The sequence below is a fragment of the Allofournierella sp. genome (genome assembly GCF_017889395.1).
Lineage (GTDB): Bacteria > Bacillota > Clostridia > Oscillospirales > Ruminococcaceae > Allofournierella.
This window is the reverse complement of sequence record NZ_JAGHKE010000016.1, coordinates 22955-36627: the sequence shown is the minus strand read 5'-3', so window position 1 is coordinate 36627 and position 13673 is coordinate 22955. Positions and strand designations below refer to the sequence as shown.

Annotated in this window: 9 protein-coding genes; 1 reads left to right on the top strand and 8 read right to left on the bottom strand. The window is 59.6% G+C overall.

Features of this window, described 5'->3' with window-relative positions; all coding sequences use genetic code 11:
- Positions 1–1480: DUF4037 domain-containing protein (locus J7G73_RS03330; RefSeq protein ID WP_291245225.1), on the bottom strand; the 1480-nt coding region annotated here is incomplete at its 3' end.
- Positions 1481–1888: 408 nt separating this feature from the next.
- A complete protein-coding gene (locus tag J7G73_RS03325) occupies positions 1889–4297 on the bottom strand; it encodes a glycoside hydrolase family 2 TIM barrel-domain containing protein (RefSeq protein ID WP_087295177.1) in 2409 nt (802 codons plus the stop codon).
- Positions 4298–4411: 114 nt separating this feature from the next.
- Here J7G73_RS03325 and J7G73_RS03320 point away from each other — a divergent pair, with 114 nt between their 5' ends.
- Positions 4412–5215 (top strand): HAD family hydrolase, encoded by an 804-nt coding sequence (locus tag J7G73_RS03320; RefSeq protein WP_291245224.1) that lies wholly within the window; start codon positions 4412–4414, stop codon positions 5213–5215.
- Here J7G73_RS03320 and J7G73_RS03315 read toward each other — a convergent pair.
- The 6 genes from J7G73_RS03315 to J7G73_RS03290 all read right to left on the bottom strand — a co-directional run bounded on the left by J7G73_RS03315 (position 5187) and on the right by J7G73_RS03290 (position 13632).
- Complete coding sequence (locus J7G73_RS03315; protein ID WP_087295182.1) at positions 5187–6605, bottom strand: leucine-rich repeat domain-containing protein; 1419 nt, start codon at positions 6603–6605, stop codon at positions 5187–5189. The two genes, J7G73_RS03320 and J7G73_RS03315, sit on opposite strands and share 29 nt — an antisense overlap.
- An 8-nt stretch (positions 6606–6613) precedes the next feature.
- Complete coding sequence (locus J7G73_RS03310) at positions 6614–7996, bottom strand: MBOAT family O-acyltransferase (RefSeq protein ID WP_291245223.1); 1383 nt, start codon at positions 7994–7996, stop codon at positions 6614–6616.
- Positions 7993–8193 carry a hypothetical protein gene (locus J7G73_RS03305; protein WP_291245222.1) on the bottom strand — a complete coding sequence of 67 codons (201 nt, stop codon included), beginning with the start codon at positions 8191–8193 and terminating at the stop codon, positions 7993–7995. Before J7G73_RS03305 ends, J7G73_RS03310 begins: the two co-directional genes overlap by 4 nt.
- 32 nt (positions 8194–8225) lie before the next feature.
- A complete protein-coding gene (locus J7G73_RS03300) occupies positions 8226–10013 on the bottom strand; it encodes a leucine-rich repeat protein (protein WP_291245221.1) in 1788 nt (595 codons plus the stop codon).
- 87 nt (positions 10014–10100) lie between these two features.
- Positions 10101–10520 (bottom strand): hypothetical protein, encoded by a 420-nt coding sequence (locus J7G73_RS03295; protein WP_291245220.1) that lies wholly within the window; start codon positions 10518–10520, stop codon positions 10101–10103.
- 13 nt (positions 10521–10533) lie between these two features.
- Entirely contained in the window at positions 10534–13632 is a 3099-nt protein-coding gene (locus tag J7G73_RS03290; RefSeq protein ID WP_291245219.1) for a glycoside hydrolase family 3 C-terminal domain-containing protein, read from the bottom strand.
- Between the last annotated feature and the right edge of the window lie 41 nt (positions 13633–13673).

The following is a 13673-nucleotide window of genomic DNA, read 5'->3' as shown; positions in this document are numbered from 1 at the left end:
CCTCGATGGTCTCCTCTGCCTGTCCGTCGGCAGCGGGGCGCTCCATCAGCCAATGCAGCAGCTGAATCAGGCTGCCTGCATGCTCCAGCTGTTCCATTCCACGGGCGCGCCACTTATAAAAAGGCATATATGTTTCGTCCAGCAGATAAGCCGTCTCCTGCGCGGCGGACACAAACTCCGCCAGACAGGCATACATCATGTCCGTATCCTGCCGTTTTTTCGCTCGGGGGTAATTGTACTGCCCCGCCTGTGCCATCCGGCCCAGTGCCTGCCCCAGACGGTAAAGACGCACCGGCTCGGGATATTTGGAAAACTCTGCTCGCCGCCGGGTAAACTCCCCCAGCGAGTCCTCAAACACCTGGCCGCTCACTGCCGCTGCAAGCCTCTCCTGAGGAATGGTGTTCCAAACCATCACATCCCGCAAAGAATCCGCTTTTGGCGCATGGTTGTGGCCGGTAAACCGGCGGAAGAATTCGTCGATTTCCATAACACCTACCCGGTTTGTACCCTCCGGGGTAATGTTTCGGGTGGGTGCGCCCGACCACTGGGCCGCCAGCGCCTGATAATCCGCCTGCAGCTGACTGCCGATGGCCTGATAATCCTCCTTGGTCAGCCACAGGCAGAAGCCCGGGCCAAAGTCGTGATCCACCGAAAAGGCATCATCAAAGCCAAGGCACTCGGAGCCTTCGCCCGCCAATCCTGCCGCAATACGGCCTACATATTCCGGATACTTCTGCTGCAGCATGGGCCTGCCCGCCTGTTCGTAAAACTCCCGGGCCAGCTCCATTCCCGTTTTGTTTTGCACTGCATTCCGCCGGGCGATCAGGTCCTCAGCCGCAGCCAGATTTCGCCGGGTGGTCTGCCAGTCATCGTTCCGGCCATAGACTCGCTCGATCAGGCCCAGCGCACGGCGAAACAGCTCCGCCGACTTTTCTGGCTCTCCCTGATGGAAATGCAGCTCCGCCAGCGCGCAAAGTGCCGCCGGATAATGGGGGTCATCTCCGCCGGGCAGCTGCTCAAACAGACGCACTGCTCGTTCCAGACACCGGTGCGCCCGCTCAGACTGGCCCAGCCGGGTATACATGCCGCCCAGATTGGAGAGCGAAATCGCCAGCTCTGCCCGCGCATCCGGGTTTTGTTCGATCCGGCTCACAGCTTTCTGTGCATATTCCGCAGCCTGCTCCAGCCGGCCGGTGGATGCATAGAGCAGACTCATATTATTATAAAGAGAAGCCAGACGGTAATCTTCCGCCGGAAGCTGGGCTTCCAGAATGGTCTGTGCCTGCCGGTATGCCTTCTCCGCCTGCTCGTTTTCCCCTGCCGCCCGCAGACCGGTGGCAGCATTCAGCAGGGTGGTGCCATGGTTTACCGTTCCCTCCAGCCCCATGGATGCGATCAGTGCCAGCGCCTGTTCGGCAGCTTTGGCACAGTCCGCATGGCGGCTGACAGAACGGTAGTAGCCCATTAATTCATTTAACAAAATCAGGGCCGTGCCCTCATCGTGCCGACCCAACGCTTCATTAATCCCATTATTTAAATAGGATTCTATGTCAGAGAACTGCTTTTTTTGATACAGCTCATCCAGTTTTTTCATAAATTCCGTGATTTGAAACACTTGCAAGACCCCTCCGATATTTTGTGTCTTTTGGTGTATCTCGTCGCAGAATTGCCCATTCACTTTATAACAAATCACCTGTACATTTGCAAGCATTTGCACATGCCGGAGCATATTTTTGAGAGAAGTCACAAAAATACGGCGGTTCTTTTGTGGGTTTGGCTTGGCATTTTCTGGATATTTTGTATGAAGCAGCTCCTGACCTGGATATGTGTCAGCAAATAAGCGCGCGGCAATGTGTTCACACTGCTTCACACTGCCGCGCGCTTATTGTTATTTTTGAATAATCTGCACGCTTGTCTGTACTCGAAAGCGGCCGTCCTCGGCGCAAATGGTCAGAACGCCGTCCTCGCCTGCCTGTACCACTGCCAGCGCCTCGCCGTAATAGGTGTCGGTCTCTGCACCCAGAAAGCTTCGCTCCTGATAGGGGCAGCCGCTGCCGGTGCCCAGCAGTCTGCCGCCTTCCACCGAAAGGCGAACCACCCCCCGCTCCAGCGGCTTTGTGATGCCTGCCTTGTCGGTGTAACGCAGCCGCAGGTAGCACAGCCCGCCGGGCTGCACCTGCATCTGCTCTGCCTCCAGACGAAGCTCGGTATCTGCTCCCGCTGTAGTCAAGCTGCGGCGGCCCAGCTCCCGGCCTGCCTCATCATAGGCCACCGCAGTGATGGTGCCGTCCTCATACCGGCAGGTAAAACGGGCCAGACAATCGTTTTTCAGCCGTTTCTCGCCCACGGTTTTGCCGTTGATCTGCAGCTCCACCCGGGCGGCACGGGCGTAGACCTCCACATCCGCCTTATTGCCCGCGCAGCCCCGCCAGCTCCAGCTGTCGGTGGCGTTGCTCATCTTCCAGGCCGAGGGCGAGTGCTTGTCGCCGGTATGGTTTACCGGACGCACCGCAATGTAGGGACCGGACTCCTGCTCCAGCGCTACCCGGGTATAGAGCGCTTCGCCCAGCGGCTTGCCAGTCAGATCGATGCGGCCGGAACCGGCCGACACCCAGCCCACACCGCCGTCGAACCGGGGTGCATAGTCGCTGTACTCCCAGGAGCCGATGGCCACTTCACCCAGATAGTCCATACCGGCCCACACAAAGTCGCCCAGAATACGGGGCTCCTGTTTGGCCAGCTCCATGAACTGATAGGCATCACTGCAGAAGGTCTCGCTGCCCAGAATCAGACGCTGGGGATATTTTTTCAGATCGTGCCGGTAGCGCAGAATGCCATAGTTATAGCCCGCCACATCCATATTGGCGAAGGCATCCCGGGTCTTTACGTCACAGCCATGCAGCGTTGCGCCCCGCTTCATGAAGCCCGCACCCATCAAACCGGCCAGATCGTTGAAGAACTTGCTGCCCACCGAGGCTTTCTTTTTCGCCTTCTCACCGGCCTGACGGCGCTTTTCCGCCTCGGCCGCTTCCTTTTTGGCTTTTTCATCGCTGTACACGCCAAAGCCGATGGAGCTGAGGAAGTTGAAGAAGATGTTCACACCGCAGGTGACCGGGCGGCCGGAATCCAGGCTGTGCAGGTATTCGGTCATCTCGCCGGTAAGAGCAATGCCCTTGGGCTGGGCAGTTTCAGACACCTCATTGCCGGTGGAATAGAGCACCACACAGGGGTGGTTGTAGTCCTTGTCCACCATGTCCGCCAGGTCCTGCTTCCACCAGTCCTTGAAATAATCCACATAATCGTGCTCGGTTTTGTGGATGTACCAGTGGTCGATGTACTCATCCATCATCAGCACGCCCTGCCGGTCGCAGGCATCCAGAAGCGCCTTGGAGCAGGGGTTGTGGGCACTGCGCAGGGCATTGTAGCCGTTTTCCTTCAGCAGCCGCACCCGGCGCTCCTCCGCGTCCGGATAACAGCAGGCGCCCAGGATGCCGTGATCGTGATGGATGCAGGCTCCCTTCAAAATCACCCGCTTGCCATTGAGCAGCATTCCCTGCTCGCCCCATTCCAGGGTGCGGAGACCAAAGAAGAACTCCTCTTCATCCTCCCCGAAGGTCACCCGACAGGTATACAGATTGGGTTCCTCCAGACTCCACAGCCGGGCATCGGGCACAGTCAGGGTTGCGCTGGCCGTACCGTCGCTGTGCACCGTGGTCTGTGCGGCAGCGGTACCATCGGCGTTCAGCAGTGCAATGGTCACCGGTCCGGTGCCCACCGTGCGCACCTGCGCCTCCACCGTGGGCGGGTCCAGCGACACCGTGCGCAGCTTCACTCCGTTCTGCGGGATATGGCGGCAGGGCGCAGTCCACAGGGTAACCGGTCGGTAGATGCCCGCACCGGAGTACCACCGGCTGTTTGGCTGGTCCGCATTGTGGGCGATCACATCCAGCCGGTTCTCCTCGCCGTAGTTCAGCAGACCGGAAAGGTCCAGATAGAAATTGGTATAGCCATAGGGGCGGAACATCTGCTTGACCCCGTTGACCCAGACCTCCGCATTGTGATAAACGCCCTCGAATTCCAGCACCAGCGCGCGGTCTTTCCATTCAGCAGGCACGTGAAAGTTCTTGCTGTAAATATAGTCATGGCCCTCATACCAGCCGGTATTGATGCCGCCGGCCGAGATCTCGCTGCGGGCTTCGCTCAGCATAGCATCATGGGGAAGGGTCACAGGGGTGCCGGGGCCGTCTTCGGTCAGCCGGCGCCAGGTCCAGCCGGTGTTAAAGTTCAATGCTTTCATCTGTATTGTCCTTTCCTTGGGCGCCGCTTTTGGCATTTACGGGCCGCATCAAATGTGGTATAACCATTGAGGAGCGCCCAATGGCAGGCGCATGTATGAGGAGGGGTATTTCGTATGATTCAATTAATCGTAAGCGATATTGACGGCACGCTGCTGCCTTATGGTACCAAACAGCTGGACCCGTCGGTTTTTTCGCTCATTCACCGTCTTTCTCAGCAGGGCATCCGCTTCTGCCCCGCTTCCGGGCGGCAGTTCCACTCGCTGCGCAAGCTGTTCGGCCCGGTGCAGGACGAGCTGTGCTATGTGTGTGAAAACGGTGCGATTCTATATGGCTCCGGCACCGAGGAGTCCGCCCCGGTTCTGGGCAAAACCGTAATGGAGCGCACTGCCGCCATGGCCCTGATTCGGGATATTCTGGCGCTGGAGGGCTGTGAGGTGCTGATTTCCGGCGCGAACTGCAGCTACCTGTGCCAGTGTGACGACTCCTTCGTGACCCGCATGCGGGACGACACCGGCAACCATGTGCAGGTGGTGCGCGACCCGGAGGAGATCAAAGAGGACATCATCAAGATTTCCGCTTACTGCCCGGAGGGCGCGGCTGTGCCGGAAAAGGCCCTGGGCGAAACATGGTCCGGCAAATTCAATATGGCCGTGGCCGGCGCCGAGTGGCTGGACTTCACGCTGGCCAACAAGGGCATCGGTCTGCGGCAGCTGTGCAGCGCACTGATCATCCCGTTGGAAAACGTGATGGCCTTCGGCGACAACTGGAACGATTTGCCCATGCTGGAAGCAGCCGGGCATCCTTACCTGATGTCCAGCGCCGACCCCCGGCTGGCGGAAAAGCTGCCCCGGCAGTGCGCAAGCGTGCCCCAGGTTCTGGAGCAGCTGCTCACAACGGGCTGCCTTCCCAACGAGTAAGCCAGTCCGCATAGGGGGACCAGCTGTAGCTCAGGCAGTAGCGGTCGTAAGACTCGGACGGCACCGCGATGGTGCAAGACGAGCCCGCCAGCAGATTCTGGCCCACCAGCAGGGCGGCTGGGTCGGTCTGGAGCAGCACCACTGTTTCCAGCGCCGGACAGCCTGCAAACGCGCCGTCCGGTAAAGCGGTGATGTTTTGCTGGATCACCAGAGTTTTCAGCGCCTGCGCCCCGTTCAGTGCGTCCGCCGAAAGCCCGGTGACCGGCTGCCCCTGCCAGGAGGCCGGGAGGATCAGCTGCTTCCGCTCCCCAGCCGATTCGCTGAGGCCGGTGATCTGCCAGCCGTCGGAAACCTGCTCATAAACAAAGCAGTCCGCGTCTCGGTCATCGCCCTGTATACTCTGAGGCTGCTCCAGCGCAGGCATCTCCACTGCAGCTTCTGGAGTGGGGCTGGAATCCCCCAGCATGGCCTTGATATCCCGCGCCAGCAGGCAGGTGAACACCTGCCTGCCTTTTTCGTTTAAATGGAAGTTGGTGTCGTAAAACCAGCCCGCTTCCATCATGCTGGTATGGGGGCTGCCCGCCAGTTCACAGTCCAGCGTTTCCCGCAGCCGATCACAGAAGGCGTCCGGGTCGCTGCCCGGCTCCACCGCCGCCTGATTCATGGGCGAAAAATGATACCACACCGTCGCACCCGCCAGCTCTGCCTGGCGGGTGTATTCGTTTACCAGGGTGCAAAACTCCTCGCTCAGCAAATCCGGTTCAAAGGAGATGGGCATGGTGGGGTCCACCCCGCCGGGCATGGTGTTTGCCTCGCAAAGCCCGGCACGCAGGTTTCCCGTTTCGTCAAAAGATGCCTTCCGGTATACTTCTGGCAACTGAGGTCCGCCCTGCACGAAGTAGGCCGCCTTGCCTGCCGCAAAGCACGGGAACTGGCCGATCATCGCACCCAGATCCTCCCACCGGGCGCAGGACAGCAGCTCAAATGCGCCGTCCGCCGCCTGCCACAGCGCTTCGGTTCCCAGATAACCGGAAAGGCTCTGCGCCTGCTGCTCGGGCATCAGGAGCACCAGATCCCCCGGACGCAGCTGTTCCCGGGAAAGGTCCAGCATGGGGCGGGTGCCCAGCGCGGCATACATGCCGAAATTGACCACCTCATATTGGGGCAGCAGCTCCTCCAGCAGGGTGCCGTCCACCCCAAAGGTGACGGCGCTGCCGCCCAACAGAATCAGCCGGGGCTTTTCCGATGGTTGACAGAGAAGCGCGTATTTTTCCCGCAGCTCGCCCAGAAAGGACTCCCCATACTGGCTGGGCAGCCCGAAGCCCCAGGCCAGCAGCGTCAGCGGAATCAGGGCCAGGCTGACAAGGGCCGCAATCACGTATCGTTTCATGGCGTTCCTCAAAACTGAAAATACAAAAATGCACTCTGCTGGCCGCTGGCCGCAAGACCCAGCCAGGCAATGCCGGTGAGCAGCAGGATGTAAAACAGCACCGGCGCGGTACGCTCGGAGCGGCCTTCCGGCCATTGCTCCGGCAGCAGCCGGTAAACCAGCAGGGTCAGCACCAGCTGTGCCAGACCCGCTGCGCCCACTGTTTGCAGGGTCACACTCATTCCGGCCGGGGTCCATGCAGAGAACAGACCGGTCAGAAGCTCTGCCGCCTGAGTCATATCCTGCGCCCGGAAAAGTACCCAGCCAACGCCGACCACCGCCAGCGTCGCAATCCGGGCCAGCGGGCGGGACAACCGCAGACCGCGCCGGCGGGCAATGTCCTCAACCACCATGCACACGCCGTGAAATACGCCCCACAGCACAAAATGCCAGGCCGCGCCATGCCACAGGCCGCTGGCCAGAAAGACCAGCACCAGATTTCGCCAGCGGCGCAATGCGGAACAGCGGCTTCCCCCAAGGGGAATGTAGAGATAATCGGTAAACCAGCCGGTGAGGCTGATGTGCCAGCGCCGCCAGAATTCCCGCAGCGAGGCGGCGCTGTATGGATGATCGAAATTTTCCATCAGCCGGACGCCCAGCAGGCGGGCCGCACCAATGGCAATTTCGGAATAGGCGGAAAAATCAAAATAGATCTGCAGCGCAAAGCAGGCGGTGGCCAGCACAATGGCCGGGCCGCCCGGCTGCGCCAGTGCATAGACCTGGTCCACAACCGGAGCCAGCTGGTCCGCCAGAACTACCTTTTTGAAATAGCCCCGCGCCAGCCGCCAGCCACCCTGCCGCAGATCTTCCCCAGTGGGAAGGCTCAGCTCGTGTAGCTGGGGTAATAGATTCCCCGGCCGCTCGATGGGTCCGGCCACCAGCTGGGGAAAGAAGCTGATGAACAGCGCATAGTAGCCCAGATGGTGTTCGCAGGGGAAGCTGCCCCGGTACACATCGATCACATAGGAAAGGGTCTGAAAGGTATAAAAAGAGATGCCCACCGGAAGCAGCAACGAAAGGCTGACCGGGGTGCCGGTGAACAGCCAGCTCACCGAGCCGGCAACAAAGGAACCGTATTTGAACAGCCCCAGACAGCCCAGGCACACCGCCCCCGCCAGAAGCAGCCAGGCCTTTCGCGCCGCCGGGCGTTTCGACTGCTCAATGCGCTTTGCACACAGCCAGGTGATCAGGGTGGTGCCCGCCAGTAACGGGGCCGTCCAGGGATTGAAGATACCGTAGAAAAAGTAGCTTGCAGCCAGCAGCTCCGCCCAGCGCCAGCGGGGCGGCAGCAGCCGGTAAAGTGCCAGTACCACCGGGAAGAAGCACACAAATTCCATTGCGGTAAAGTTCATGACCTGCTCCTCCCCCAGAGAGTGGGAACGGCGGCCGCGGCCAGAATCAGTGTCAGATTTTCATAGTCAAGTCCCTGCACAAGGCCTGCCAGCACAGCCAGTGCGGCCAGCGGCATGGCAGCCAGCACAAGACCTGCCCTGCGGCGGCTGAAAAAGCCCAGCAATCCCGCCGCCAGAGCCAGTGCACAGCACAGCATCCTCCCTCTCCCCTTTCGTTTGATTGTTTCTGTTATGACTGCAGCAGCCCGTCCCTGCTCATCTGGGTCTTCAGCTCTTCCAGCACCTGACGGGTGCGCAGCTCCACCCCTTCGGTGGACAGATGGTTGTCGGTGCCGTAAAGATACCGCCCCGGCACCAGTGAATCCTCCAGATGGGAAATGATCGGGATCGCCAGCGTCCGGCGGAAATAGGCATCCAGCTCCTGCCTTGCTTCGGGAGTGCTTTCGTCCGAGATGCACAGCCGGTTGCGGGGGCTGTAGGTCATGTAAACATAGATGCCCGCCTGCTGAAACTGCCGGTAAACCTGATTTGCCGGGTCGATGTAAAGCCACTGGGGGAAATCCTCCACCGTGCAGCCCACCTTCAGACCGTAGATCGGGTCGTCGGTCTCGGCGTTGGGGCGGTACAGGATATAATCGCCGTACTCGTTGTAGCTGGGGGTATCCACCGGCTGGCCGTCCTCGTCATAATCGGAAGGGCTGATGCTGTAGGACCGGGGCGTCAGCCCGGCCTTGGTTTGCAGATAGCTCTGCAGCGCCGACAGCGTCCCGCTGCACCGGCGCAGATCCAACCCGGCGGCCAGATCATAATTGGATTCCACCATGCAGAAAAAGTCTTCGTCCAGCTCGTTGGTGGTACAGAACTGCCGTTTGGCCGCGTCGAATTCCGGCGCCACCAGCAGGATATCCCCTTCCTGCATACAGCTTTGAATCAGCATCAGCTGGGGATAGGCGTTTGTATAAGCAAACACGCCCATATTCACCACATCGTAATCTTCCAGCTCCCGGTCCAGCAGAGCGCTGTCGTAACCAAAGCGGGTGGAGGAACCGGAGAAGAGCACAAGCTTTTTGCTTTCCTTCAAAGACAGCAGCCGGTCAAATTTATCCGCAAAGGTATCGTAATAGCTGCCGCTGTATACCGGGGCCTCCCGGGCGTTCACGTAGAGGGTGGTCAATGCCGTACAGCCGGAAAAGCTGTAGTCGGTGATGGTCTGGATGTTGTCAAACAGGGTCAGCTGCTCCACGGCACAGTCCGCAAAGGCATCCACCTCCACGGTGCGCAGGCTGTCCGGCAGGATCACCCGGGTGCAATTTGCGTTCCGGAAGGCTCCGCCTTTAATGCTCACCACCGGCATACCACCCAGCTGCCCGGGAACCACCAGACATTCCTCACTGCCGGTATAGCCGGTGATCACCGCTTCCCCGTTCTGTTCGGTCCACTGGAACTGCTCCTCCGGGGTCCAAACGGCCCACTGGGCATAGAGGGTAGTATCGGGCTCAGTCCGGCTACCCAGCCCCACCCGCTGGCCGCTTCCGTCCGGTTGGGTGTTCCAGCTTTCCAACGTGTACCCTGGGCGGCTGAACAGCTCGCTGCCCAGGGCAGTATTTACCCTCAGATGGCTTTGCATCACCGGCAGCCGGACGGGCTCGTTTGCGTCGGCATTGTCCAGTCGCTGCCCTCCGTTGGCATAATAGGTCAGGCTCCAGTCGCTTTTGCTGGCTTCGATTCGGATCACGGCGGAATAGCGCACATCATCCAGAGTGAGCAGCCACCCCTCAGCAGTGCGGGTAAGCTGTGCGCCGGGATAATCCGTTCCGGTAAGGGTATATCCATCCTGTGGGCTTAGAAGAAATTCCACCTGGCCGCCCACCGTTGTTTCGACCTGGCTTTGCTGTGTGGTGTAGCTCTCGCTTTGTTCCAGCACCAGGCGGCAAACCGGTTCTTCGCCGACTGGCACAGCACCGCAGGCCGTGAGCAGCAGAGCCGCAGCAAGCGGCAGCAGACGGGCGGCTTTCATGTTCTCTCCCCTTTCCCAATGGTACTTCTGAATAGACCCAAACCCCGGGAGTAGAGATGGGACTCCCGGGGTTCGAGTTTGCATGGCTCAGGCCTTACGAATATTGAAATAGGAGGAAACGATGCCGATCAAGCAAGCGATCAGCAAAGCCGCCATGCTGACAATAGCACTGGTCAGATCCGACATGGTCTGCGCGTTGTTCTCGAAGGTCATGATCGACGCGATACCATTGACGCGGGAGCCGGTCAGATTGATGAACGCAACCATCAAAAGCACCGGAGCAGCCACAGCTGCCAGATCCATCCAGATGGGCTGATTCTGCTTGGAAAGCACCAGCAGGAGCAGCTGGGCGACAACGGCGACCACTGTGCAGCTTACCACAACCGGGCTCACGCCCAGGTTGGCGAAATAATCGGTCTTTGCATTGATCATGTAAAAGACCAGAGCAACAACGCCAGCCACAAAGGACAGGCCCGTGGTATAAAAACCGATTCCGTTCTGTTTCATAAAAGGGACCTCCTTACTGTTCCTTCTTCTTGGCAGCGCGCACATACATCACGGCGCACAGAACAGTGAGCACACCAAAGGCCACGGCAGCGCCGGTCAGTGCGTTGTCGTACCAGGTGCGGACGCTTACCAGTTCACTGCTGCTGCTCATGCCATCCAGCGCGTTGGAGTTGGCAATGGCGTAGTTCTGCCAGGTCATGGCCTGCTTCAGGGCAGCCATCAGCTGAGCATCCTGGCTCACGTTCTCCACGGTCCAGTAGTTGAACTTCTCGGCCACGGCTTCCAGGGTGCTGTCGCCGGTGTTGCAGCTCATGGTGATGCCATTCATCACGGCCTCCTTCAGAGAGGTATACAGAGCATCCTGAATGAAGTCCTCGGTGGCCAGACCCTTGAAGCCCCACTCGCCGCGCAGGATGTTCTGCAGCAGGCCGGTGTGCGCATTGGAGGTGGTAACACCTACACGGTTGTAAGCGGTCATGATGCCCAGAGCGCCCGTATCCTCGATGATGGGCTGGGTGCCGCGCAGCTCGTTTTCACGGGCCTGCTGCTCGGTCATGAATACGCTGATGCCGGTACGGTTGATTTCGATGTCGTTGAAGGCAAAGTGCTTGGGAGCGATGATCAGGCCGTACTCCAGGCCACCTTCCACAAAGGCAGCACCCTGGTAGGCGGTGAGCATGGCGTCCTCAGAGTAGTACTCGTGGTTACGGGCATTGTAGGGAGAGCGGTGGATGTTGTTGCCGCAGCCCCAGTAGATGGTCAGGTTGCTCCACAGAGAGTAGTTGCCCATCAGCTCGCCGTATTCACGGGCCAGCTGCTTGCTGAAGGTCTGGCCGATGACCACGGGAGAGGGCATAACGCCAGCCTTGTAATTCGCGTTGGGATCGTCGGCCCCAATGGCGCAGGGGTCGCCGCTGGAGGTATCGGTATTGGCATACTGGCCCAGCGTGTAGGAGTAGATGCCGTTGGGGCCATCGTTCTGGATCACCTCAGGGCTCATGATGGACTCGATGGCCTTGGTGGAGGTGCCGCCGAAAGCGGTGCGGATCATGCAGTCTTCCAGGGTGATCTGATCCATCAGAGCCTCCCAGCGGGGGTCTTCCATATCGGTAACGCCCTTCAGATCAGCCAGGGTCAGGCCGTTGTCGGCCCCGAAGGTGACGGAATTGGGATCGCCGTTATCGGCGGAAATCTCGTAAACGTCGCAGTCCAGATATTCCATCATCTCGTCGGTGGCGGTCAGACCTTCATAGGTCTTGGGGAAGGTGCCTTCCCAGTCGCTGCGGGTCATGTAGGTGGCGGTGCCGGGCATCCAGTAGTTCAGATCCATATCTTCCAGCTGGTTCTCCACCACGGTGCCATTCTTGGAGCGGGCGAAGGTCTCATCATCCAGCTCGGCCAGCTCCCAGGTCTGCACGTTGGCGGCATTGCCCTCGGCGGTCATGCCCTCGGCCACGGTCTTGCCCTGAGCGGCCAGCACGTTGTTGGCAGCCTCATGAGAGCCGTTGCCGATGGTGAAGTAGTAGGTGCCTGCATCCAGGATGTAGGTGCCCTTGGTGCCGGCGATGTTGTCGCGGCTGGAATCCCAGCTGGCCATGTACTGGGCATCGGCGGTAATGGTCACGGTCTCGGATTCACCGGGGGCCAGCTCCTCGGTCTTGGCGTAGTCCAGCAGCTGAACGCCGGCCTTTTCCACGCCGTTCTGCTTGTCGTAATCGGTGTAGGGCAGGCTGGTGTACAGCTGCACCACGTCCTTGCCGGCCACACTGCCGGTGTTGGTGACGGTAACCTGCGCGGTCACGGTACCGGCGGCCAGATCCACGTTCAGGCTGTCCAGAGTCTGGCTGAAGGTGGTGTAGCTCAGGCCGTAGCCGAAGGGATAGGTAACCTCGCTGTCATAGTTCCAGGCGCTGCCGTTGGAGCTGCCCACAGTGCTGGTGGCATTGCCCTGACCCAGCACGCTGTCCATGTAACGGGTCTCGTAGTACTTGTAGCCCACATAAATACCCTCGGCTTCCACCAGAATGGAGTTGGCGCTGATGGAGGCATCCGCGTTGGTCCAGGCAAAGTTGCCGAAGTTCTGTGCGGAGGGTGCGGCAGAGTTGTCCACCGCGTAGGTATCGGACAGATGGCCGGAGGGGTTGGCCGCGCCGGACAGCACATCCGCCACACCGTAGAAGCCGTAGCCGCCGGGCAGGCCGATCTGCAGGATGGCATCAACGCCCTCGTTGGACTCCAGCTCCTCCACTTCCATGGCGCTGGCGTTGTTCAGCAGTACGATCACCTTGCCGCCGTTGGCAGCCTTGGTATCGATGGCGGCCTGCACCAGATCCCGCTCATCGTCAGACAGGCTCAGTGCGTCGGCCTGGTTCAGATCCTGGCTGGGGTCCACGCCGGCCTCACCAGGCAGATAGGTACCGTTCTCGGAAGCGGAACGGGCCAGAGTAACAACCATCACATTGTACTCATTCAGACTGTCCTTCCAGTCAGCCTGGGCTTCATTCATGGCACTCTGGGAAGGCTCTTTGCTTGTAAAGTAACCGGTGGTGCTGGGGGTGGTGATATTGTAGTATTCAACAATGTTGCCCCACATATTGACCTCAGTCTTGAACATGGGCTCCAGGCTGGTGTACAGGCTCTGAAGTGTGGGATTGATGGCAAAGCCCTTTGCCGCAAGCGCTTCCACAAAGTCCACAGTGTCTGCGTCGGTGCCTTCATTGGCGGTCAGGCTGCTGCCCATATCGCCGCCCATAACCGGGTAGTAGCTGGAGAAGCCCAACAGCGAGATTTTCTGGGTCTCCTCCTGGCTCAGAGGCAGCGCACCATTATTTTTCAGCAGCACGGTGCCCTCTTCGCTCATCCGTTCACCCAGATCCGCAATGGCCTGCACCAGCTCGGTGGTGTTGGCGTAATCCGAGGTGTAGGTATACAGGCTGCTGGGGTCTTCTTCCGAATCCGTCACGATCATCTGGCTTTTGGTGCCCAGAAACTTGTCGATGTCGGTGCGGAAGCCGTTGACCAGCGGTGTTGCCGCGATGGTCAGTGCCAGCAGGGATGCCGTGGTGGATGTGAGTCCACGCCACAGCGCGCGTTTTGCACTTGTGTTCTTCATTGGTATCCTCCTTTTTTGTGGCAACACCCCACAATTCACGC